This window comes from Paenibacillus glucanolyticus NBRC 15330 (assembly GCF_004000885.1).
Lineage (GTDB): Bacteria > Bacillota > Bacilli > Paenibacillales > Paenibacillaceae > Paenibacillus_AQ > Paenibacillus_AQ glucanolyticus.
In genome coordinates, this window is sequence record NZ_BIMC01000004.1 from 45,370 (window position 1) to 69,310 (window position 23,941).

Sequence of the window (23,941 nt, forward strand, 5' to 3'; positions counted from 1 at the left end):
CGATGAATGTACTGACACAGGTGGAGCAGGAGGGAGCGTACAGCAATCTCCTGCTCAACTCGGCTCTGCAGAAGGCCTCGCTATCCAAGAGTGATGCAGGCCTTGCTACGGAGCTGATCTACGGCACAATATCGAGGCTGAACACTCTCGATTATTTTTTGGACAGGTATGTCAACAAAGGGGTCGCCAAGCTTCAGCCCTGGGTAAGAGCGCTGCTTCGAATGAGTCTGTATCAGGTCGTATATCTGGATCGGATTCCAGATCATGCGGTTGTCAGTGAGGCTGTTAATCTGGCGAAGCGCCGCGGGCATCAAGGGATCTCCGGCATGGTGAACGGGGTGCTTCGGAATATTCTGCGTCAGAAGGCAGACCTGACAATCCCTGAAGACATGCCTGCTGCCCGGCGGATCTCTCTCCTGCATTCTCATCCGCAGTGGCTGGTTGAGCGATGGATTGCCCAGTACGGAACCGAGGCGACAGAGGCGATCTGTGCCGCAAACAATGAACCGCCGGCTGTCAGCGTCAGAGTCAACACAACGATGATCAGCCGTGAGGAGATGTTAAAGCTGATGGGCAGCCACGGCCTGGATGCGACACCTTCGCCCCTCAGTCCCTATGGGATTGTAGTTAAAGGCGCAGGAAATATGGCGCTGACCGATTGGTACCGGGATGGGCTGATCTCCATCCAGGATGAGAGCTCAATGCTGGTCGCTGAAGCCATTCAGCCTGAGCCGGGTATGCGGGTTCTGGATTGCTGTGCGGCTCCTGGCGGCAAAAGCGCCCACATGGGCGAACTGATGAAGGATGAAGGCTCCATTATTGCCAACGACATTCATACCCACAAAGGCAAGCTGATATCGGACCAGGCAAGCCGCCTGGGACTGGACAGCATTATGACCGTGACTGGGGATGCGCTGGATTTGGCCGATCGCTTCGAGCCTGCGTCTTTTGACCGAATTTTGCTGGATGCTCCCTGCTCGGGGCTTGGTGTGATCCGGCGCAAGCCCGATTTGAAGTGGGGCAAGTCAGAGGAGGACATCGCTGAGATTGCCGCGCTGCAGTTAAGGCTGCTGGAGTCGGTATCTTCCCTGCTTCGTCCAGGCGGAATCCTGGTATACAGCACGTGTACCATGGAACCGCTGGAGAACGAAGGCGTGGTATCTGCTTTTCTGGAAGGCCATGCGGAGTTTGCCATCGCGGACGATGGTCTTGGGAGTCTGAGCCGCCTGGAGGAGAAATCCCTTCTGCGAGGAGGCGGAGTTCAGATTCTGCCCCAACACTATCATAGTGACGGCTTCTACATTGCAAGAATCAGCAGACAGTCCTCTTAGGGCGTCCTGCTGTTATGACTATAGTCGTATCCCGCCAGTGCCGGCGGGTTTTCCTCTTTTACCGTCTCTTTTATTTATGTTAGAATAGGAAGAATGAAAAAAGAGATGCATATGAATGTAATAGCGGGATTTCAGGAGAATGTTTCCGAATATCCTCTAAATTAGACAGGTGTGGTGAGAATGAAACCTTTTATATACGATTATTCACTGGAAGAACTACAAGCATGGGCTCAAGAGAATGGAGAGCCGGCGTTTCGCGGAACCCAGATCTATGACTGGCTGTACGTGAAGCGGGTAAATGACTTCGAGGAAATGACGAATTTGTCCAAGGAGCTCCGCGGCAAGCTGGAGCAGCAGTTCAGCTTCGTTACGTTGTCCGAAATCACCAAGCTCGAATCCAAGGACGGAACGGTCAAGTTCCTGTTCGGCCTGCATGATGACCATGCCATCGAGACGGTCATTATGAAGCATAACTACGGTAACAGCATTTGCGTTACGACACAGGTGGGCTGCCGTATCGGATGTACGTTCTGTGCATCCACCTTGGGAGGCTTGAAGCGGAATCTGACCTCCGGCGAGATCGTGGCCCAAGTGGTTCAGGCGCAGAAGATTCTCGATAAAACGGGAGAGCGTGTCAGCAGCATCGTGATCATGGGTTCAGGCGAGCCGTTCGAGAACTATGAGGCAACCATGAAGTTTCTGCGCACGATGATCCATGAAAAAGGGCTGAATATCGGCCAGCGCCACATCACCGTTTCGACGAGTGGCATTGTGCCTAACATTTATAAATTCACAGAAGAGAATACCCAGATTAATCTGGCCATCTCCATTCATGCACCGAACGATAAACTGCGCTCGAAGCTGATGCCGGTCAACCGTCGTTTTCCGTTTGATGATGTGATTGAATCGCTTCGTCATTATCAGGCGAAAACCGGACGGCGCATTACGTTTGAGTATGCGCTGATCGGTGGGGTGAACGATCAGATTGAACATGCCGAAGAGCTTGCGGACGTCATCAAGGACATGAACTGCTTTGTCAATCTGATTCCGGTTAATCACGTGCCGGAGCGGAAATATGTTCGCACATCGCGAAACGACATTTTCAAATTTCAGCGTGCGTTAGCAGACAAGGGGGTCAACGTGACCATCCGTCGTGAACAAGGCCATGATATCGCTGCCGCTTGCGGTCAGCTGCGGGCCAAGCATATGGAGTTGAGGTGAGAACATTTGATCAAGACGGTTCATGTAAGCCATGTGGGACGTGTTCGTCCTGTTAATGAAGATTCGGTATTTGTTAGCACACTGGAGCATGGCTACACCTTAGGTGTGGTTGCTGACGGTATGGGAGGTCATCTTGCAGGTGACACCGCCAGCAGGCTTGCGGTAGACACCGTAGCCGAGGATTTGTCCTCACTGGAGCAGGACATGTCCATGGAAAGTATTCGGGCTGCGCTGGGGGATGCCATTTTGCATGCTAACGCAGTTATCTATCGGGAAGCCTCGTCTGATGAGCGGCTTCACAATATGGGAACGACAATTGTAGCGGTGCTGCTGCGAGGATCCGAGGGTTATATCGGACATATCGGGGATAGTCGGGCCTACAAAATCATTCCCGGACAAGTGATTCGACTCACGGATGATCACACACTGGTCAATGAGCTTTATAAAAGTGGTCAGATTACGGAAGATCAACTGGAAACCCATCCCCGGAAAAATGTATTAAGCCGGGCGCTTGGAACGGATGTGGATGTGACGGTTGAGCTTACACCGGTTACGATAGGAGAAAGCGAAGTGCTGCTTCTCTGCAGTGACGGGCTAAGCAACCGGGTCAGCCGTGAACTGATTGGACAAATTTCGGGTTCACTTGACCTTCCTCTGGAAGAAAGAGCGGATCGCCTGCTTCAACTGGCACTTCTCGCTGGCGGTGAGGACAACATTACTGTCGCAATGTTTGAACATCATGAAGAGGTTGACGGGCAACGTATAAAGGGGTGGGATTCATGATCGGACATGAATTGGCTGGTCGTTATAAGATTATTGAACGCATCGGTGGCGGTGGCATGGCGCTGGTCTACAAGGCTCAGGATATTTTGCTGAACCGAAACGTAGCGATCAAAGTGCTGCGCCAGCAGTTTGTGCACGACGAGGAATTTATTCGCCGTTTCCGGCGCGAGGCACAATCAGCGGCTTCGTTGTCGCATTCCAATGTGGTCAGCATCTATGATGTGGGCCAGGAGGAAGAAGTGCATTACATCGTCATGGAATATATCGAAGGCCAGAACTTGAATGAAATCATTAAAGAACGGGCGCCGCTGCAGGTGGAAGAAGCCGTGCGGATTGCTACCCAGATTTGTGATGCACTGGGGCATGCCCATCATAATCAGATCATACACAGGGATATCAAACCGCATAACATTCTGATTGGCCGCAATGGGAGGGTCAAAGTAACCGACTTTGGGATTGCCAGAGCGGTCACGTCGACAACGATTACGCAAACAGGCTCCGTTGTGGGCTCTGTGCATTATTTCTCACCGGAGCACGCCAAGGGCGTCGTGACCGGAGAGAAATCGGATTTATACTCGCTTGGTATCGTGTTATACCAGATGCTTACTGCCCGTCTTCCTTTTCTGGGCGAGAGCCCGATTAGTGTTGCTCTGAAGCATCTCCAGGAGGAATTTGATGAGCCGAGAGAGGTCAATCCGCTTATCCCTCAAAGCGTGGAGAACATTATTCTGAAATCCATGCGCAAAAATCCGGAGGAGCGCTACCAGTCTGCGGAAGAGATGATGGACGACCTAGAGACGTGTTTGCACCCGATGCGTCTCAATGAACCGAAGATGGAGTTTGAGGAAGATGCCGATTCAACCCTGGTCATGCCGGCACTCAAAACGATGCAGCGCAGTCAGCATGATGACCCGGACGATGATGCGGACAATGAGGAATATGAGGAAAAGCCCACCGGTAAACCGAAGAAAAAATGGGTCAAGCCGACCATTATCATCGGATCGGTACTCCTGTTCCTGGGTATCATGGCTGGTGTTGTCATGTATGTGAACAACATGCTGGAGGTACCGGAGGTTAAGGTTCCTCAGGTTGTAGGCATGACGGAAGAGGAAGCGATTCGCGAGCTCGAGGCGAGCGGTTTGACGGTGGATGAGGAAGTCCTCCGGGAATATAAACCGAATGTCGATGAAGGCATTGTTTTTGCGCAGAACAAGGAAGCAGAGACCATGCTGAAGAAGGGTTCTCCGGTTCAATTGTCGGTTGGGGATAAGAAGCCGCTCGAAAAAATGCCGGATCTCTCGGGCAAGACGTTTGATGAGGCCGTTGCCGAGTTGAAAGAGATGGGAGTCAAACCAATCTCCATTAAACAATCTTCGCAGAAAAATGATGATGTCGCGGAGGGTCTGATCTTTAAACAAAGTCCGGATTTTGAAACAGAATTCAATCCCGATGAGGTGGAAATCACCTTAACGGTAAGCGAGGGCAAAAATTTGGTCTCTATGCCGGGCGTGGTTGGTTTAGAGCAGGAGAACGCCGTCAATATTTTGAAGTCGAATGGTTTTAAGATTGGGCCAATTAAAGAGAGATCCAGCTTTGAAGTGAAGAAGGGCATCGTAATAGAGCAGTGGCCGCATGAGGCCAATCAACAAGTTGCACCAGGCGCCGAAATCACGCTGTTCGTCAGCTCCGGCTATCCATCGGATGCACTTGAATATAATTACAGCGTGCCGGTATCACCTAGCATGGAGGGCCAAGAAAGCAAGATTCGTGTGGTCTTTACCGATGCATTGGGAGAAAACCAGGAAGTCGTGAACAAGGTCATTACGACGTCGGAAATGGTGCCTGTCAAGCTGCTGCTGGCACCGAACAAGGATGCCACGGTGATGATATTCCGTGATGGCCGCCAGGTGGATACGTACAGCGTAAGTTACAGCGACGTCAAGAACGGAACCGTGCCGCAGCCGACCTTTGAAGAGCCGCCTGCTCCGCCTGATGTGCCGGTCGACACCAATCCGGACGAAGGCAACGGGGAAGAGGGTAACAATGGCGAAGACGATGCAGCCAATCATTGGGAATCCGGCAATAATGGCAACGGCAAGGGTCGAGGCAACAAGGATAATGATTAGGACACAAGTCATGAGAACACTAAAATTTCAACAAGAAAGGTGAGGCCTATTATATGCTTGAGGGATTGATCGTGAAGGCACTAAGCGGATATTACTATGTCAAACCACTGCAAGACGGCAACATTATATCCGGGGAGGACCCAGCGGTTCAATGCAGAGCCCGCGGCATTTTCAAAAAGAAAGGCATCTCTCCGCTCGTTGGAGATCACGTTATGTACTCACTGACTGAGAATGGGGAAGGGACCGTGGAAGAAATTCTTCCACGGTCTTCCCAATTAATTCGCCCGCCTGTCGCTAATGTCGACTTGGCGGTGCTGTTGTTTTCGGTTAAAGAACCGGACCTGAGCTTGCACCTGCTGGACAAGTTCCTGGTACATATTGAGCATGCCGGTCTTGAAGCGTTGATCTGTTTGACGAAGCAGGATCTTGCGGATGCCTCGGACGATATACTGGAGCAGGTCAAGCGCCAGTACGAGCAAATAGGCTACGAAGTGATGATTACCAGCTCGGTCGAAGGTACAGGCACCGAACAGGTAAAGGATCGCTTGGCGGGCCATATTAGCGTATTCTCCGGTCAATCCGGTGTCGGGAAGTCGTCTTTGCTTAATGCGCTGATGCCCGGCCTCACGCTGGAGACCAGTGAAATCAGTTTGCGTCTTGGCCGGGGTCGGCATACGACGCGTCATGTCGAGCTGATCGAGCTTGATAACGGCGGGTACGTTGCCGATACACCGGGCTTTAGCCAATTGGACTTTTTGGAGCTGGGCGTCGAAGAGCTTTCGACCTGTTTCAGGGAGTTTGCTCTTTATGCCAACAACTGCAAATTCAGAGGCTGCAGTCATCTGCATGAGCCGGGCTGCCGGGTGATTCAAGCCAAAGAGGATGGAATCATTCTTGCCAGCCGCTACGAGCATTATGTGGAGTTTTTTGCAGAAATGAAAGACAAGAAGCGGAGGTACTGAAACTATGATAAAAATTGCCCCATCCATACTGTCAGCTGATTTTGCCAAGCTGGGACAAGAAATTAAGGATGCCGAGGCCGGCGGAGCCGATTGGATTCATGTGGACGTGATGGACGGTCACTTCGTGCCTAATATTACGCTGGGTCCGCCTATCGTCCAAGCGATCAGACCGCACACGAGCCTGACGCTTGACGTGCATCTGATGATCGAGCAGCCGGAGCTTTATATAGCGGATTTCGTAAAGGCAGGAGCTGACCTGATTACGGTTCATGCCGAGACCTGTCCGCATCTTCATCGTGTGATCCATCTTATTAAGGAGCATGGCGTAAAGGCAGGCGTTGCGATCAATCCGGCCACGCCGGCCCATGTGCTGCAGGAGGTGCTTCCTGATTTGGATCTGGTGCTGGTCATGACTGTAAACCCTGGATTTGGCGGACAAGCTTTTATCGAGCGGACCGTTAACAAGATATCACAGCTCCGTGAATGGATTTCAAGCTCTGACTTCCCCAATATCCATATTGAAGTGGATGGAGGCATTACAGCGGAGACAGCGCCCCTTGTGGTGGAAGCAGGAGCTGATGTCCTGGTGGCGGGAAGCGCGGTATTCGGCAAGCCGGATCGCGCAGCAGCCATCGCAAATATTCGAAACAGCGTAACATCTTGACCGGAACGTGAGCAAGGGATGCATAGGGCGGGGTTTTCCCGCATAAATATGGTTACATGAGCAGGGTTCTCATGTAGCCTTTTTTGTCTGTGTTCACATCTATGGGCTTGGTGCATAACATAATCTAGGAAGGCATGAGAATGATGGGGAGGGTGAGACATGAAATTCTATACGTTCAAGCTGCCGAAGTTTCTGGGAGGTTTTGTGAAGGCGATCTTAAATACGTTTCACAAGAGCTGACAGCTTGTCCCGGCGTAACAAAACCTCCGCCCGGGACTGGCACCGCCTTGCCGGTTCTAGGGAAAGAGGCAAGAACACTCCGATCCGCGCATGGAGGAGATACCGCATCTCGTGCGGAAGTTTCTCTTGCGGTATAAGTAAGCCAAGCGCGATGTCTCCTTCGCTTTCTTATATCAAAAGAAGAGTGTCTAGCGACGTACTTATCGAAGACAGACCGCGTTCGACCGGAAGTTTTCTTGCGATATAAGAAAGCGGGAGTTTTGCTCGTTCATTTTTCTTATATCTAAATAAAAAAAGCACCTGCTATCCGCTCAAGGTGCTTTTTGTTTAGGAGAAGAATATGTATCTAAACGCAAGAAAAACTTCCTTGTCCCGGATAGCCCACAAACGGTGCCTGGAGATTAAGAAGTTTTTCTTCATATAACACGAGATGATTATACGCGAGTCACTTTACCGGATTTCAAAGCACGAGTGCTGACGTATACACGTTTTGGCTTGCCATCCACCAAAATGCGAACCTTTTGAACGTTGACACCCCAAGAACGCTTGTTGTGATTGTTAGCGTGAGAAACGTGGTTACCACTGCTTGGTTTCTTGCCAGTTACATAACATTTGCGAGCCATTCATTACACCTCCTTGTACCTAACCCTGCATAAAACAATACTTAAATATAATATCACAGTAAAAATTGCTCCGTCAACTATCCTAAAAACATTTATTTCTCTTTCTTCTTATAGTACAATGTTGATTAGTCCATAATATTTCCGAAGAAATATATTGTGGGCTAGTCGGCATGGCTCTCAAGATGCTTGGGAACGCCGGCAGACGTAGAGGACGAGAGGGTAGCCCATCAAGATGTTATGATCGATTTAATCATGGCAAGTCTATTATTTACCGTTTGGGCATTTCGTCAGCTATAAGCTATGAAATAGATAATGAAATTTACGAAAAGAAGTGTTATGGGTATCAAGCCAGGAAGGGGAATTCTCATTGAGTAAGCGTTCTTTGAATGGAACAGAATTTACCGCGATGGTCCTAGCCGGAGCGGAGCAGCTGCAGCAGCATGCAGAACACGTCAATTCCCTGAATGTTTTCCCGGTGCCGGATGGCGACACGGGGACAAACATGAATTTGACGATGACTGCAGGCGTTGCAGAACTGAAGAGTAAGCACTCGGAATCCGTCGGACATAGTGCCGGTGTGCTGTCCAAGGGGCTTCTAATGGGAGCCAGAGGGAACTCAGGGGTTATTTTATCCCAGTTGTTCCGCGGTTTCAGCCGGTATGCAGCACCATATACAGAACTTAATACCCATCAATTTGCTGCTGCGCTCCAGACAGGCGTGGAAGCTGCTTACAAAGCGGTTGTAAAGCCCGTAGAAGGCACCATCCTTACGGTAGCAAAGGAAGCGGCTAAACATGCAGTCTATTTCTCCCGCCGCAGCAACGATGTTGTTGAGCTGATGGAGCAGGTGCTGGCGAAAGCGAAGGAAACGCTCTCCCAGACACCGGATATGCTCCCTGTTCTGAAACAGGTTGGTGTCGTGGATTCGGGCGGTCAAGGCCTGGTATACATTTACGAAGGTTTCTTGCAGGCACTCAGACAAGACGTCCCCTCCGGATCATATGCTGTGTCGGAAGGACAAGCCGAACAGAGCAATACAGCACCGGTCTCCCATGCGGTCCCTGACTTCTCTGCGGTTCAAGCTCCGGTTTCAGCCCAGTCCAGACTGTCCACAGAGGACATTGAATTTTTATATGATATGGAATTCTTTATTAACAGACAGCTTGGAGAGGGAGCAGGCGCGGAATTCGATGAAGATTATTTCCGGAAAGCGCTTGCAGTGAACGGAGATTCCATCATTGTCATTTCCGATGACGAAACGATCAAAGTGCATGTGCATTCCAAAGCTCCGGGCGAAGTGTTGAATTTGGCGCTTCAGTATGGAGAAATCACTCAGATTCACATTTTGAATATGCGTGAGCAGCATCGTGATCTTCTGACAACAGGGATGGATATTGCACCGATGCCAGAGCTGTTTGCGGATATCCCGGCAGAGCATGTAACGCCGGAAGCGCCGGCTGTTCCTCCTGCGGACGAAATTGCACCTTATGGTTTCATTGCGGTATCGTCAGGGGAAGGCATTTCCGATATTTTCAAAAGCCTGGGCGTTGACGTCGTTCTCTCCGGCGGACAGACAATGAACCCGAGCACGGAGGATTTTGTCAATGCGATTTCTTCGATCTCGGCTCAGCAAGTGTTCATTCTTCCGAATAACTCGAACATCGTGCTGGCTGCCCAGCAGGCTCGGGAGCTTCTGGAAGGCGAGCGCAGCGTGACGGTTATTCCGAGCAAGACGATTCCGCAGGGGATGGCGGCAGCTTTCGCATTCCAGGAGGACGAAAGTGCGGACATGAATACGGACAGCATGCTGGACGCCATCACCCGCGTTCAATCCGGTCAAGTGACCTATGCGGTTCGGGATACCACGATTGATGATCTGGAGATCAAGGCAGGCCAGTTTATCGGAATTCGCAATTCCAACATTGTTGCAGCCAATGCGGATCTGATTACAACCTCGCAGGATTTACTTGGCAAAATGCTGGAATCCGGCGACGAGATTGTCACGCTTCTTACCGGAGCGGATGCAACCGAGGAATCGACCAACGCCCTGACCGACTGGCTAGGGGAGCACTACCCGAACGCAGAAGTTGAAGTACATTATGGCGGACAGCCGATTTATTCTTATCTGTTCTCTGTGGAGTCCTGATTCAAGAAATAGGGAAGTATGTGTACGTGTATAGAGGATTCAACATTATGCAGGGTATATTTTTAGGAGGGGTTCCGGTGAATAAGACCGTTATTGTGACAGACAGCACAGCGGATATTCCGGCAGACCTGGCGAAGCAACACAACATTCATATCGTGCCGCTGAGACTTATGTTTGGGGAAGATACGTATTTGGACGGAGTCGAAATTACGCCAGGCGAGTTCTACACCAAGCTGGTACAATCGCCACAGCTTCCAACGACCTCCCAGCCATCTCCCGCAGATTTTGTAGCCGTGTATGAGTCCATCCTGGAACAGCATCCAGGCTGCTCCATCGTGTCGATTCACATCTCATCGGGCTTGAGTGGGACGTATCAGTCCGCATTGCTTGCAACTTCTCTTATGGAAGGTGAAGCGGATATTACCGTGTGGGATTCCAAATCAGCTTCCTACGGTTTCGGATTATTTGTTGTTCATGCAGCCAAGCTCGCTCAAGAGGGAGCTGCTGCTTCAGATATTATTTTGTCCATGGAAGATCTTCGTTCCAAGCGCCGCCTCTACTTCCTGGTAGACACGCTGGAATATTTGCAGAAGGGTGGGCGGATCGGTAAAGCTTCGGCAGTGCTGGGCACATTGCTCAACATTAAACCTATCCTGTCCATTGATGGTGAAGGAATCATTTTCCCGGTAGACAAGGTGCGCGGACGCAAGAAAGCAACCGCCAAAATCATTGAGCTGTTTCAACAGGATTTATCCGGCGTAAAAAATATTAAAGTGGCTGTGGGTCATACAGCTGACCCTGCTCAGGTTGAGGATTTTCTGCAGCAGCTGTCCGCTGTGTTTACGATTGAGGAAACGGTGTTCTCCGAGATCGGTCCGGTTATCGGTACGCATGTTGGACCGGGAACCATTGCAGCATATATATGGCCTGCTTAAGTGAGGTAGATGATATGAGTCTCAAACTCGATCAAATATCCGTCAGACAGATCAACGGCGTGAGCGCCCTGAAAGAAGGGGAGCTTCACGCCTTTGGCGTCTCTACGGTTAAGGATTTATTGGAATATTACCCCTTCCGGTATGAGGATTACCGGCTCCGGTCCTTAAGTGAAGTGAAAGACGGAGACAGAATCACCATTCAAGCGAAGATCGCCAGTGTGCCTGTATTGCAGCGCTATGGTGGGAAATCCCGTCTAACCTGCAAAATGCTCGCAGAGAATTGGATGTTCACTGCGACTTGGTTCAACCGGCATTTTCTCAAGGATCAGCTGACGGCTGGCCGGGAGATCGTGCTGACGGGCAAGTGGGATCAACGGAGAATGCAGCTTACGGTATCCGAATCGGAGTTCCCGGATAAAGGGGCCTTCCGCAGCGGGACGCTGCAGCCGGTCTACTCCATCGGTGGGAAGATTACGCAATCCTGGATCCGAAAAACGATGGGACAGGCTTTGGAGCAGTACGGGGAGATGATTCCCGAGATTCTGCCGCAATTTTTGCTTCGAAAGTATGATCTGATGCCCCGTAAAGGGGCTATCTTGACGATTCATCAGCCTGTGGATTCCAGGGAAGGTCAGGAAGGGCGACGCCGGATGGTGTATGAAGAGCTCTTTCTGTTCCAGCTGAAGATGCAGGCGTTCCGGGCACTGAACCGGGGACGGATGGACGGTGTTGTACATACGGCTGACAATGCAACCATTCGGGAGTTTGTGCGCAGCTTCCCGTTTGAGCTTACCGATGCGCAGAAGAAGGTGGAGCTGGAGATTTTGCACGATATGCGCTCCCCCTACTGCATGAATCGTTTGCTTCAAGGGGATGTGGGCTCGGGAAAAACGATTGTTGCTGCCATTGCCCTGTTTACAACCGTGCGTTCGGGCTTTCAAGGTGCCTTGATGGTGCCGACGGAAATTCTTGCGGAACAGCATATGCGTTCCTTGCAGAAGCTGTTTGAACCCTTTGGAATTACCGTGGGTCTGCTGACAGGCAGCGTTACGGGGAAGAAGCGCAAGGACTTGCTGGCTTCCCTGCAGATGGGGCTGACAGACGTTGTGGTGGGCACACATGCCCTTATTCAGGATGATGTGTACTTCCGTGAGCTTGGGCTCGTTGTGACGGACGAACAGCACCGCTTCGGCGTGAATCAGAGGAGCGTGCTCCGGCGTAAAGGTTATAACCCGGATGTGCTGACGATGACGGCAACTCCGATTCCGCGGACGCTGGCGATTACCGCTTTTGGGGATATGGATGTATCCACCCTGTCGGAGCGGCCGAAAGGGCGTATTCCGATCACAACTTATTGGGTCAAACACGAGCTCATGGAGCGTGTGCTCGGATTTATTTCCCGGGAAGTAGACCAGGGACGGCAGGCATACCTGATCGCTCCATTGATTGAGGAGTCGGACAAGCTGGATGTCCAGAACGCGATTGACCTGCATGTTCAGATGCAGCAGGCCTTTCCCAAGTATGCTGTCGGACTCCTGCACGGCCGCATGACGCCTGCCGAGAAGGATGAAGTCATGCGCCAGTTCTACAGCAATGAAGTGCAGCTGCTCATCTCTACAACGGTAGTTGAGGTTGGGGTGGATGTGCCGAATGCAACGCTGATGATTATTATGGATGCGGACCGCTTCGGCCTGTCGCAGTTGCACCAGCTGCGCGGGCGTGTAGGCCGGGGACAGCATGCTTCCTATTGCGTTCTTGTGGCCGATCCGAAGTCGGAGGTAGGACAGGAGCGCATGCAGGTGATGACCGAAACCGAGGACGGCTTTGAGGTATCCCGGCGAGATTTGGAGCTGCGCGGCCCTGGCGACTTTTTCGGTACGAAGCAGAGCGGGCTGCCGGAATTCCGGCTGGCCGACATGGTGGCCGACTTCAAAGTAGTGGAAGAAGCCAGAGGTGATGCCGCTGCTCTGGTCAGTGACACTGCCTTCTGGACGTCACCCGAGTATGAGCCTTTGCGTGAATTTTTGCAGCAGGAGAAGATTTTTCAGGGCGATATCATGGATTAGCGGCGTGTAATCTGTTGGCACAATGGACAGACCTTCGTCATATAATCAAAAAAGGTGACAGCATTTATGACTGGAGGTGCTTCAACATTGGGTTATCAGCAGTACGGGATTAGTCCGCAGCTGGTGGAGCGGATTAAACTTAAAATGAAAAACCCGGCAATCAAGGAGAAAATCAAGGGACTCACCCAAGGATTGACCAAAGCCGATCTTCAAAACAGTACCAAGGTGCATCAATTGGTCCGAACCGCCAGCGGCATACTGAATGAGAAGCTGAGTTCAACGCAGGAGCAGCAAATGGTGCAATTCGTGCTTGCACAGCGTATTGACCCGAACAATACATTCCATCTGATCAAGCTGTGGGGAATGTTTCGTTAAACCATTGGATGACATCAAGGTTTTACAAGCATAGAAGAAGCCCCTCTCTGGAGTACTCTTCTCCTTATGAGCAGGGGCTTAAATGTTGTTGAAACAGGAATGATAATTCTGCAAGCAATTCTGAATGACGACTGGGTTGTATGGATCCAGGCACAGGCGATTGAATCATTGCCCAGGCAATGTCGCGAGGAGACAGGAGGATAGGCAAAGGTTTTTTGCGTTCAGGCTGACTTAGCTGCGAGTAATGGAGCGGATACAGTCCTCCGTATCATTTTTGACGGAATTGACCGTTGTGCTAACTGGTACGGCTTGCATATCCTGAGCGGGATAAGGCTTCAGAAGCTCTTTGAGAGATTGCAGGTTGGAGGGGTTACGCTCACTTGCAGCTGTCGTCCGTTCCAGCCATAATGCCTCGTCCTCGGGTCTGAGAATAACCGGCATCCGGTTATGGATGGGCTCCATGAGTGTGTTGGGCTCGGTGGTGATGACGGTGCAGGTGCTCAGTTTTTCTCCGCTGGGGGTGATCCAGATGTCATACAGACCTGCCATGCTGAATAAATCACCGCTTCTCAAGCCGATGCGAAAGGGCTGTTTGCCATTCTCGTTTTTTTGCCATTCGTAAAAACCGTCTGCAGGAATTAGGCATCTTTTCCGATAAAAGGGCATCCTATAAGCAGGCTTCTCCTCCAGTGTTTCGCTGCGTGCGTTGATCATTTTGGCGCCTGTGGAGGAATCCTTGGCCCAGGACGGGACAAGCCCCCATTGCAGTTGTCCGATTCGGTTGGTGCTGCCGTCATTGATGATGGCCGTTACCATTTGGGTTGGAGCAATGTTGTATCGGGGAATGTGAAAGGGAGATACCGACTCGGGATCGATAAGATACCTGGTCATAAGCTCTTCCCACGTCACGGTGAGTGTAAAGCGTCCGCACATAGTCTATGGCCTCCTGTAATCGATGTGGCTTACGCCTACCTGAAAATAGCGTACCAATCGAGGATATAGAGTAAACACCTATTGTGTTTTGAGTATAACAAACATCATGCAACTTACCAAAAGGTCCAGACTCTTTGGCTGGTCCATGCATCATGAATGGAGGATATTTTGTGTTTGATTTAAAAGCTAACGGTACCTCGGTTAAGACAGAAGTTGTTGCCGGGACCACGACATTTTTTACGATGGCTTATGTGACCGTTGTGAATCCGCTGATATTATCGCAAGCGGGCGTGCCATTTGAACAAAGCTTCACGGCTACGATTATAGCCGCTGTCATCGGTACACTGCTGATGGGGCTCGTAGCCCGTTACCCGATCGCTGTAGCGCCAGGGATGGGATTGAATGCCTATTTCACCTACTCTGTCGTTCAAGGACATGCCGGACTTGGGTATATTGAAGCTTTCTCCGCCGTTTTCATCGCGGGTATTCTGTTTCTGCTGTTGTCGATGACCTCACTTCGGCGCAGGCTGATCGAGATGATCCCTGCGAATCTCAAGCATGCAATCACGGTCGGAATCGGCCTGTTCATTGCTTTTATCGGTCTCAGGATGAGCGGCATTATTACGGCGCATCCGGATAATCTGGTAGCCCTTGGCGATTTGCATCAGCCCTCGGTGGTGCTCGCTTTGGTCGGGCTGGCGGTTACACTTGTATTGCTGTCCCGGGATGTGAAGGGTGCCCTCTTTATCGGTATGATCATTACCGGAATTATTGCTTATTTTGCCGGTATGCTGTCCTTTACGAGTGGCATTATGTCTGTTCCTACACTGCCGGAGGGCATTCTGGTATGGAATCCGATTACGGCAGCCTCGGATGTGATCAGACACGGGCTTTACGCCGTTGTGTTCTCGTTCCTGCTTGTGACATTGTTCGATACCACTGGTACGGTTGTCGGTGTTGCAGAGCAGGCGGGGCTGATGAAGGATAACAAGCTGCCCCGAGCCGAGCGTGCCATGTTCTCTGATTCGGTGGCAACGGTAGCGGGATCCATGGTTGGCACAAGCCCGACAACCGCGTACATTGAGTCCGCTGCAGGGGTCGGCGCAGGCGGGCGTACAGGCCTGACAGCGGTTGTGGTTGCCGGATTGTTTGTGGTTGCGGCCTTCTTCAGTCCGCTAATCGGAGCGGTGGCCGGACTATCTGCCATTACGGCGCCTTCACTCATCGTCGTAGGGTGCCTGATGATGAGCAATGTCCAGCACATCCGGTGGAATGATTTTGACGAAGCGTTCCCTGCGTTTCTGGTCATCTTGACCATGCCGCTTACATCCAGCATCGCGACCGGAATTGCGCTCGGTTTTATTTCCTACCCGCTCATGAAAATCGTGAAGGGCAAGTGGAAGGCAGTTCATCCGCTGATGTATATTTTTGCCGTGCTGTTTGTGCTGCAGCTTGTATTTGTCCCGCATTGATTGGAAAGTTAGGGCAGGAAGGATGAAGCAAGAGGGTAGAATCAGCAGTAAGCATGGAGCAGAAGCAAGAAACAAGAAACAAGACGTAAGAAGCAAGAAGCAAGAAGCATGAACACATAAAGCCGTGATCTAAGAGATAAGAAGCAAGAGGTAATAAGCCAGAGGAAAGAAGCAATAGGTAAGAAGTATAAAAATCCCCTGCAAGTTCAAGCCAGACCGCGCAGGGGATATTTGTCATGTTGAAGGCAGGATGGGGAACGCGTAAAAGTTATTTTACCCGATCCGGCAAAATAAGGGGCAGGTCATCCTCGGCATCCAAACTCCACCGGAGTTTATTCAGCGGGTTCGGCTCCAAACGTCCGCATATTTCGTGACAAGCCCGTGCTCGTCGACCTCCAGATCCGCTTGATAGGCCCCGTTGTTGCTCTCATAACGGTAGGAGCGTTCACCCGTACGCGTATATCGTTGAGGAAGAGGGCTGACGGTCAGACTTGGGAACTGAATCCAGACAGCGATCATGGACGCACTCTCCCCCGGTTTCAGCTGCAGACGCCGGATCGGGAGCGTGTTGGTGGACGGGGTGATCCCGAGATCAATGTCATTCATTCCCGCAAATGACGTTAATTCTGTGCCGCTGCTCCACCAGCGGTTGTCCTCATCCTGTTTCAGGTGAAGGGACTGTTCCTCGGTGCCATTAGAGAGGTAAATCCGAACCTCACGGGTCTTCCAGCCGCTTGTTGTTTCGACTTCATAGGAGCAATGGAGGGGCTGGGTATCCAGACTGGCTACGACCGTTCCGGTGAGCGTGAATCCCTCTTGATGCTGGTAGAGACGGCTGTGCTCCAGAGAGGGCAGGTCATGCCTGTTCCATAGCAGCGATTGCAGAAGCTGACGGGTTTCCCCGCTATCGTGTCCGGTTTGATGGGCATAGTTAACAGCGTTTGGGTTAAGATTCATAGTATTATACCTCGCTTATAGGTTGGTGTAGATCTTCTAGTCTCGCTCCGCACCCGCATCTGAATATGCAGCTCTCCCACGGTTTACAGCGACAGAGGGGAACCGATCGGATTGGCTTCACGTTGTGCCTCGCTAGACTCCTTTTTATTATATACCGAACGTATGTTCTTTTTGCAACTGATCAATATGCAATAGATGCATTTTTTGTTTATATAAAGAAAACAGTAGCCAGATGATGTATTGAAAGTGCGGTGGGGGACCGAAGAATATACGGGCGACGGAAGGAGCCGGAAGCTTTCCGGCTTTTTTTCATAGACAGGTTGAAATGTTAAATAAGGAAGCAAATTCAGATGGGAAGTACTGACCAAGTCAGCATGCCCTATATTTACGGGCTGATATCCTTCTGTCGAGGCACTTGGTTCTTGTACGTTAAGGGCGTCATGTTCATGGCATCTCGAAACTTGTCTATAAAATAGCTTGTGCTGTTAAAACCGACCCGATAACCGACATCTGTCACGCTCGATTCAGGATCGTGAAGCAGCACGAGACTTTGTTTGATCCGATAATCGATCACATACTGCATTGGCGATGTGTTGAGGATTTGCTTGAAATAACGGCACGTTTCGGAGCGGCTCAAGTTCCCCGCTTTTGCGATATCCTCCAATTTGATTTTCTCCGCATAATGCATATGGAGCCAGTTCAGCATTTCCTTCATGCGCTGATTCTTTCTTGTTTCGGCCTGATTGTACTCCAGTACCATTCCATTCTGCATGAAGTTTCTCCATATGGAAGCCAGATGTTCAACGATATGGATTTCATAATACGGCGATTGTAACTTGATACATGTGTTGATCGCCTCAATCGAACTTAAAATACGGAGAGCCCATGGTTCGGAGGGGGCAAGGAACAGAAAAGGCAGATTGGTTGCATGGATATATGGATATACATAGGTCGTATATAATTCTTGGGGCAGGACAAACGAAGGCGACACATTCAAACAAATGTAAACAGAGCCTGAATGATGCCCATCCTCGGCCATATGCAAGCTCCCGCTGTTGATAAATATGCCTTCGCCTTGTTTGACCACCTGCTGGACTTCGTTGACGCGAAAGAACGCTGTTCCTTGAACAACATAAACAAACTGTAACTCGGTATGCCAATGAAGCGGTATGTGACCGTGTATGTTTTGCTTAATGACCGTTTCATAGCAGGCAAGAGGAAGTACAATGGTACGATGGTCCGTAAGCTCTCTTAAGCTGCCCGCATCAATTTTGATCTCTTTGTGCTGCAAGAAGACACCTCAATATACTTATATTTTTAGATCTTATTTTTATATCCCATCTGTTGATCAGCCTTTACAATATCAATATCATGATATTTTGAATGGGGACATCAACATGGGAACACCTGCACGGAGAACCGGATTAGGTCTTGTCATCATCGGCGCATTATGTTGGGGAATGGGAGGAACCGTAGCGCAAAAGCTCATGCAGCAGTACGCTATAGATCTAAATTGGCTGGTGACGACGCGTCTATGCTTAGCCGGAATTTTACTGTTGAGCATACAGTTTTTCGTCAAGGACCGATCCCAGATATGGAAGATTTGGAAGAATGGCAAAACAGCGATGAAATTGATGGTTTTCGGATTACTTGGCATGCTAACGGTTCAGTATACCTATCTAGCATCGATAAAGCATGGGAATTCAGCGGTTGCGACGCTATTGCAGTATTTAGCACCTGTCATGATCATCGTATACCTTGCTATAAAGGAACGAAAGCTGCTGAGCAGGCAAGATATGATTACGGCTTTGCTAGCTGTATCAGGTTGTTTCTTGTTGTTGTCCAATGGCTCCGTCACGCAGCTTTCCGTGCCGACACCTGCTATCGTGTGGGGGGTTCTATCCGGAATTGCGCTGGCCTTTTACACGATATATGCAGTTCCTCTACTTGAACAATACGATTCCCTTGTTATTGTTGGATGGGCTATGTTGATTGGAGGAAGTGCTCTTGCTTGGTTTCATCCGCCATGGAAAATAAATCTGGCCGGCTTGCAATCAGAGGCCTATTTATATCTAGTCTTTGTGATCGTTTTTGGCACGATGATTGCATTTTGGTTCTACATCGAAAGTCTGCAGAGCCTTTCGCCCAAAGAAACAAGTTTGCTTGGAACGCTCGAGCCCTTGGCGGCTGTGCTAACCACCGTTTTTTGGTTGAAAGAGCCTTTTGGCGTTTTTCAGTGGGCGGGAACGGCCTGCATTATCGGAATGATTTTGTTACTGGCACTGTATCAAAGAACGAATGATGGATAACGTAACAACGATTCAGACTAAGAGCGCCTCAGGGCGTTCTTTTTTTTTGTCAACTACGTGAAGCGGATGGCAGAAAAAGACCCATAATGGATGGTCACGAATGGCCGACAACTCTTTATTCTGTGCAATGGGACAGGTCATAAAACGGATCTTGCTCCAGCTTAAATTCAGACACAAGAGGTGGATTATATTGTACGCAATAACATCACGGCACCGCATGCTGGCATGGTCATCTTTTATCGGCATGTTCTTCGTTTTGCTGGCAGGGGCGCTTGTAACCAAGACCGGTTCCGGTCGCGGCTGCGGCGATGATTGGCCGCTGTGCAACGGGAAATTCATCCCGGCATATACACTCGAATCCATGATTGAATATTCGCATCGGATGATAACCGGGGTGGTCGGCATCCTCGTTCTTGTCACGTATATCGTGATCCGGAAGTATTACGGGGGCCATAAGGAAGCACGCTATTATGCCGGCGGCACCTTATTGTTCACCGTCATCCAGGCTCTGATGGGGGCAGCGGCCGTCATGTGGCCCCAGCAGCCAGCGGTCATGGCTCTTCATTTCGGAATCTCTTTATTTGCGGTGGCCAGCAGCATGCTGCTGGTGGTATGGATGTATGGCACAAGCCCATACGATTACCGTTCCAATGCCAGGGTTCCGCGATCTATTCGTTATTTGGGCTGGGGGATCTGGCTGTATTGCTGCGGTCTGGTGTATCTTGGCGCCTATATCCGGCATACCGAGTCGGAGGCGGGTTGTATAGGCTGGCCACTGTGCAATGGCCAAGTTATCCCCTATCTGGGAGGCGCCTCGGGCATCGTCTTTCTTCATCGTGTTGCTGCTGCGATTCTACTGCTTTTGTTGATCATTCTGTTTCTAGCCGTAAGAAGATACGAGATCAGGGAGCGCTCAACAGGCCTGACAGCGCTGGCAGTTGGTCTCAATCTCGTGGTGCTCGCTCAGATTCTGAGCGGGGCGTGGCTGAAACTTGCGATGAACAACAGCCATGTCTATATTTTTGCAAGCCTGGTTCACAACGTGCTCGCCACCTTGCTTTTTAGTTTGCTTTCTGTTTTTGCGATCCGTTCGTGGAAGAGACGATGAGTTGATGAGATTGAAAATTCGGACTTGTATATGAAATTTGTTACAAAAAATTGAACTTGGCCTGTATTTTTAGTGAACGAACGGCTGGTGACACCGAATGTCTTCTCCACTAAAGTAAGTCACGACAAGTGAGCAGAGATTGGAGCTGAATGTAATGAAACGACCGAGAGCACTTCGATGGATGGGATTGGTTTTTTTGCTGTCCATCATGCTGCTGGCGATGACCGGATGCAGCGAGAATATCATTGTTCTGAACCCGAAAGGGCCCATTGCGGAGCAGCAGCGCGATTTGATGATTATTTCGACCCTGCTGTGCTGCATCGTCATCGTTCCGGTATTGATTTTGACTGCCGTCATCATCTGGCGGTATCGGGATAAAAAAGGAAGAAAAGCAGCGTATACGCCGGAATGGGAGCATAGCACGAAGCTGGAGCTGATCTGGTGGGGAATTCCCGTGCTCATCATATTGATGCTGGCCATTATCACGGTAAAAGCAACGTATGACCTGGAGCCGTCGAAACCGATCGCCTCCAGCGAGAAACCGCTTACGGTGCAGGTAACGTCCCTGAACTGGAAATGGCTGTTTCAGTATCCCGAGCAGGGCATAGCGTCGGTGAATGAGTTGAAGATTCCGGAGGATGTGCCCATCCGCTTCGAAATTACGGCGGATTCGCCGATGAATTCGTTCTGGATACCGCAGCTGGGCGGTCAGATGTACGCCATGTCGGGCATGGCGATGACGCTGTATTTGCAGGCCGATGAGGTAGGGGAGTATTGGGGCTCCGGAGCCAACTTTACAGGCACGGATTTTGCCAAGATGTATTTTGATGTGGAGGCCACGTCCAAGGAGGAGTTTGACGCATGGGTGGAGGAGGTCAAGACCGATTCGCCCAAGCTGACTTTGGAAGGCTATAAACAGCTGAGAGAGCCGTCCACATCTGAAGTTCAATCGTATTCCGCATTTCCGGAAGGTCTGTTCGAGATGACGGTGACCAAATATGCCGCTTCTCACAACCATGGTTTGTCATGGAAAAACACGCAAAACTTCGAATTCGAGGACCAGGTGACTAGGTAAGGAGAGAGCTTCTAATGTGGGAAAAAATAAAAGAGTTTGCTTCCGAGTTTTTTGTAACGGGCGATCCGTTAATCTATGGGGCGGATGTCACCATCGTGCTAACCTTGATCGCCATTGTAAGCGGCTTGACGTACTTCAAGAAGTGGAAGTGGTTATGGCGGGAATGGCTGACAACCGTTGACCACAAAAAGATCGGCATTATGTACATATTGGCTGCCTTCCTGATGCTGTTTCGGGGCGGAGTGGATGCGCTTTTAATGAGGGCGCAGCTGGCCATGCCGGAGCTTAATTTTTTGCCGCCGGATCATTATAACCAGATTTTCACTACGCATGGAGTTATCATGATTCTGTTCATGGCCATGCCGTTCATGTTCGGTTTGTTCAACATCATGGTGCCGCTGCAGCTCGGCGCGAGAGACGTAGCCTACCCGTTCCTGAATTCGCTCAGCTTCTGGCTGTTCTTCTCAGGGGCGATGCTGTTTAACCTGTCGTTTGTCATCGGAGGCTCGCCGGATGCCGGCTGGCTTGCGTATCCGCCGTATTCGGGTACCATGTACAATCCGGGCGTGGGGCAGGACTTCTATATATGGGGAATCCAAATCTCGGGGCTCGGCAGCTTGATGACCGGGATCAACTTCCTGGTGACGATTCTGAAAATGCGGGCACCGGGCATGAAACTTATGAAAATGCCGATGTTTTCCTGGTCGGTGCTATCCAGCTGTATTGCGATTATCTTCTCGTTTCCGATTCTGACCGCGACGCTTGCGCTGCTGTTTCTGGATCGTTATGCCGGGGCTCATTTCTTCACGCTTGACGGCGGCGGGAACCCGATGATGTATATCAACCTGATCTGGATGTGGGGACACCCTGAGGTGTATATCATCGTTCTGCCGGCATTCGGGATATTCTCAGAGATCGTATCCACGTTCTCGAAGAAAAAGCTGTTTGGCTACAAGTCCATGGTATGGGCCATGATGATCATCAGCGTCCTGTCCTTCCTGGTATGGGCCCACCACTTCTTTACGATGGGATCGGGCGCGGACGTCAATGCATTCTTTGCCTTGACAACCATGCTGATTGCAATCCCTACCGGTGTGAAGGTGTTCAACTGGCTGTTCACCATGTTCCGGGGGAGAATCACATTCGAAACGCCGATGTTATGGACGATTGGATTCATTCCATGTTTTATTGTCGGCGGTTTGACCGGAGTTCTGTTATCCGTAGCTCCGGCGGATTTTCAGTTCCATAACAGTTACTTCCTGGTCGCACATTTCCATCAGGTGATCATCGGGGGCGTCGTATTCGGGTACTTTGCCGGATTGTATTATTGGTGGCCGAAAATGTTCGGTTTCACACTGAACGAACGCATCGGAAAATGGGCGTTCTGGTTCTGGAACATCGGGTTCTATTGCTGCTTTATGCCGCAGTATGTGCTCGGCCTGATGGGAATGACCCGCCGGGTGGTTACTTACAGCTGGGACAAAGGCTGGTGGGAGCTGAACCTGGTGTCCACGATCGGTGCCGTGCTGATGGCTATTGCTTTTCTGTTTCAGGTTTGGCAGATCGTGGATGGATTCAAGCACCAGGCCAAGAACCGGGACACCACGGGCGATCCGTGGAATGGCCGCACGCTGGAATGGTCCATTCCGTCGCCGGCACCGGTCTATAACTTTGCCGTTCTGCCGAATGTATCCCGTCAAGATGAATGGTGGGAGCAGAAACAATCCGCAGGGGCGCATCAAACCATTAAGCAGAAGCTGGAGCCGATTCATATGCCTAAAAATTCCGGAGTCCCGATTGTCATGTCGGCTTTCTGGTTTATAGCAGGCTTTGGTTTCATATTCGATTGGACCGGATTCATATATACCGGATTGGCAGGCGTTGTTGGCTGTTTGCTGTACCATTCCTTTAACTATGATACGGATTATTATATTCCGGTTGATGAAATCGAGCGAACAGAAGCTGCCATAAGGAAGGTGAATATCTAATGGCTGAGTCCCAAACATCAGAACAAATATTGCAAGCTCACGCGCATGATGAACATCATGGTCATCCGGATATGGAGGAAGTGCGAACGTTCGGCTTCTGGATTTACCTGATGACCGATGTCATTATATTCGGAACGCTTTTTGCCACCTATATCGTGCTGCAGCAAAATACGGACGGAGGTCCGGGACCTGCAGACCTGTTTCAAATGGGCGGAATTATAACAAGCACGTTTATCTTGCTTGCCAGCAGTTATACCTGCGGTCTTGCGCTGCTGTCCATGCACAAGCACAACGTTAAGGGTCTCATATCCTGGCTGGCGGTTACAGCTGGACTGGGCGCCATATTTATCGGGATGGAAATTGCCGAATTCAATCATCTGGTACACGAAGGCGCGACGATAGGAACCAGCGCATTTTTATCCGCCTTTTTCACCCTGGTGGGTACGCATGGACTGCACGTACTGTTTGGACTGGTCTGGATGATCGCCCTGATCATTCAGCTGGCCAAGCGGGGAATCACCCCGGTAACCAAACGGAAGGTGAATGTGATTAGTCTGTTCTGGCATTTCCTTGATGTGGTGTGGATCTTTGTATTTACGGTCGTGTACTTAATGGGGGTGAGTTAAT

21 protein-coding genes are annotated in these 23,941 nt (G+C 50.5%); 17 read left to right on the top strand and 4 right to left on the bottom strand.

Features of this window, described 5'->3' with window-relative positions; genetic code table 11:
- Nucleotides 1-2 precede the first annotated feature (2 nt).
- From rsmB to spoVM, 7 genes are all read left to right on the top strand, one after another.
- On the top strand, nt 3-1,331 hold the full coding sequence (gene rsmB / locus PGL02S_RS08210) for a 16S rRNA (cytosine(967)-C(5))-methyltransferase RsmB (RefSeq protein ID WP_036637001.1): 1,329 nt from the start codon (nt 3-5) through the stop codon (nt 1,329-1,331).
- 180 nt (nt 1,332-1,511) lie between these two features.
- Nucleotides 1,512-2,552, top strand: a complete 1,041-nt coding sequence (rlmN, locus tag PGL02S_RS08215; protein WP_036636586.1) for a 23S rRNA (adenine(2503)-C(2))-methyltransferase RlmN — start codon at nt 1,512-1,514, stop codon at nt 2,550-2,552.
- Nucleotides 2,553-2,558: 6 nt separating this feature from the next.
- A complete protein-coding gene (locus PGL02S_RS08220) occupies nt 2,559-3,335 on the top strand; it encodes a Stp1/IreP family PP2C-type Ser/Thr phosphatase (RefSeq protein WP_006209227.1) in 777 nt (258 codons plus the stop codon).
- On the top strand, nt 3,332-5,461 hold the full coding sequence (gene pknB, locus PGL02S_RS08225; protein ID WP_006209228.1) for a Stk1 family PASTA domain-containing Ser/Thr kinase: 2,130 nt from the start codon (nt 3,332-3,334) through the stop codon (nt 5,459-5,461). The genes PGL02S_RS08220 and pknB overlap by 4 nt, the downstream gene beginning before the upstream one ends.
- 53 nt (nt 5,462-5,514) lie before the next feature.
- On the top strand, nt 5,515-6,423 hold the full coding sequence (rsgA, locus tag PGL02S_RS08230; protein WP_036636589.1) for a ribosome small subunit-dependent GTPase A: 909 nt from the start codon (nt 5,515-5,517) through the stop codon (nt 6,421-6,423).
- A 4-nt stretch (nt 6,424-6,427) separates the two neighbouring features.
- Nucleotides 6,428-7,087 carry a ribulose-phosphate 3-epimerase gene (gene rpe, locus PGL02S_RS08235; protein WP_006209229.1) on the top strand — a complete coding sequence of 220 codons (660 nt, stop codon included), beginning with the start codon at nt 6,428-6,430 and terminating at the stop codon, nt 7,085-7,087.
- A 159-nt stretch (nt 7,088-7,246) separates the two neighbouring features.
- A complete protein-coding gene (spoVM, locus tag PGL02S_RS08240) occupies nt 7,247-7,327 on the top strand; it encodes a stage V sporulation protein SpoVM (RefSeq protein ID WP_034273235.1) in 81 nt (26 codons plus the stop codon).
- Between the two features lie 434 nt (nt 7,328-7,761).
- Here spoVM and rpmB read toward each other — a convergent pair whose 3' ends face one another.
- Nucleotides 7,762-7,950 (bottom strand): 50S ribosomal protein L28, encoded by a 189-nt coding sequence (gene rpmB, locus PGL02S_RS08245; protein ID WP_006209230.1) that lies wholly within the window; start codon nt 7,948-7,950, stop codon nt 7,762-7,764.
- A 367-nt stretch (nt 7,951-8,317) separates the two neighbouring features.
- Between rpmB and PGL02S_RS08250 the strand changes: the two genes are divergently transcribed.
- The 4 genes from PGL02S_RS08250 (at nt 8,318) to PGL02S_RS08265 (ending at nt 13,472) form a co-directional block, all read left to right on the top strand.
- Nucleotides 8,318-10,096: a DAK2 domain-containing protein gene (locus PGL02S_RS08250; RefSeq protein WP_036636594.1), complete on the top strand. Its 1,779-nt coding sequence runs from the start codon at nt 8,318-8,320 to the stop codon at nt 10,094-10,096.
- 77 nt (nt 10,097-10,173) lie between these two features.
- Nucleotides 10,174-11,031: a DegV family protein gene (locus PGL02S_RS08255; protein ID WP_006209232.1), complete on the top strand. Its 858-nt coding sequence runs from the start codon at nt 10,174-10,176 to the stop codon at nt 11,029-11,031.
- A gap of 14 nt (nt 11,032-11,045) precedes the next feature.
- The gene (gene recG, locus PGL02S_RS08260) at nt 11,046-13,097 is read left to right on the top strand and encodes an ATP-dependent DNA helicase RecG (RefSeq protein WP_036636596.1); all 2,052 of its coding nucleotides are present in this window, start codon (nt 11,046-11,048) and stop codon (nt 13,095-13,097) included.
- Nucleotides 13,098-13,184: 87 nt separating this feature from the next.
- Entirely contained in the window at nt 13,185-13,472 is a 288-nt protein-coding gene (locus PGL02S_RS08265; protein WP_006209234.1) for a stage VI sporulation protein F, read from the top strand.
- 231 nt (nt 13,473-13,703) lie between these two features.
- Here PGL02S_RS08265 and PGL02S_RS08270 read toward each other — a convergent pair whose 3' ends face one another.
- A complete protein-coding gene (locus tag PGL02S_RS08270) occupies nt 13,704-14,405 on the bottom strand; it encodes an SOS response-associated peptidase (RefSeq protein WP_006209236.1) in 702 nt (233 codons plus the stop codon).
- A 170-nt stretch (nt 14,406-14,575) separates the two neighbouring features.
- On the opposite strand from PGL02S_RS08270, the gene PGL02S_RS08275 reads away from it, so the two are divergent.
- On the top strand, nt 14,576-15,877 hold the full coding sequence (locus tag PGL02S_RS08275; protein WP_006209237.1) for an NCS2 family permease: 1,302 nt from the start codon (nt 14,576-14,578) through the stop codon (nt 15,875-15,877).
- A gap of 336 nt (nt 15,878-16,213) precedes the next feature.
- On the opposite strand, the gene PGL02S_RS08280 is transcribed toward PGL02S_RS08275, so the two are convergent.
- Together PGL02S_RS08280 and PGL02S_RS08285 are read right to left on the bottom strand one after the other, a co-directional pair.
- On the bottom strand, nt 16,214-16,834 hold the full coding sequence (locus PGL02S_RS08280; protein ID WP_036636600.1) for a putative glycolipid-binding domain-containing protein: 621 nt from the start codon (nt 16,832-16,834) through the stop codon (nt 16,214-16,216).
- Between the two features lie 385 nt (nt 16,835-17,219).
- Nucleotides 17,220-18,125 (bottom strand): AraC family transcriptional regulator, encoded by a 906-nt coding sequence (locus tag PGL02S_RS08285; protein ID WP_036636602.1) that lies wholly within the window; start codon nt 18,123-18,125, stop codon nt 17,220-17,222.
- A gap of 106 nt (nt 18,126-18,231) precedes the next feature.
- Between PGL02S_RS08285 and PGL02S_RS08290 the strand changes: the two genes are divergently transcribed.
- The 5 genes from PGL02S_RS08290 (at nt 18,232) to cyoC (ending at nt 23,940) form a co-directional block, all read left to right on the top strand.
- The gene (locus PGL02S_RS08290) at nt 18,232-19,143 is read left to right on the top strand and encodes a DMT family transporter (RefSeq protein WP_036636604.1); all 912 of its coding nucleotides are present in this window, start codon (nt 18,232-18,234) and stop codon (nt 19,141-19,143) included.
- A 217-nt stretch (nt 19,144-19,360) separates the two neighbouring features.
- Nucleotides 19,361-20,251: a COX15/CtaA family protein gene (locus tag PGL02S_RS08295; protein ID WP_036637003.1), complete on the top strand. Its 891-nt coding sequence runs from the start codon at nt 19,361-19,363 to the stop codon at nt 20,249-20,251.
- A gap of 154 nt (nt 20,252-20,405) precedes the next feature.
- A complete protein-coding gene (cyoA, locus tag PGL02S_RS08300) occupies nt 20,406-21,326 on the top strand; it encodes a ubiquinol oxidase subunit II (protein ID WP_036636606.1) in 921 nt (306 codons plus the stop codon).
- Nucleotides 21,327-21,340: 14 nt separating this feature from the next.
- Nucleotides 21,341-23,314, top strand: a complete 1,974-nt coding sequence (locus PGL02S_RS08305) for a cbb3-type cytochrome c oxidase subunit I (protein WP_036636608.1) — start codon at nt 21,341-21,343, stop codon at nt 23,312-23,314.
- Entirely contained in the window at nt 23,314-23,940 is a 627-nt protein-coding gene (cyoC, locus tag PGL02S_RS08310; protein WP_006209246.1) for a cytochrome o ubiquinol oxidase subunit III, read from the top strand. Before PGL02S_RS08305 ends, cyoC begins: the two co-directional genes overlap by 1 nt.
- Nucleotide 23,941: the final 1 nt, after the last annotated feature.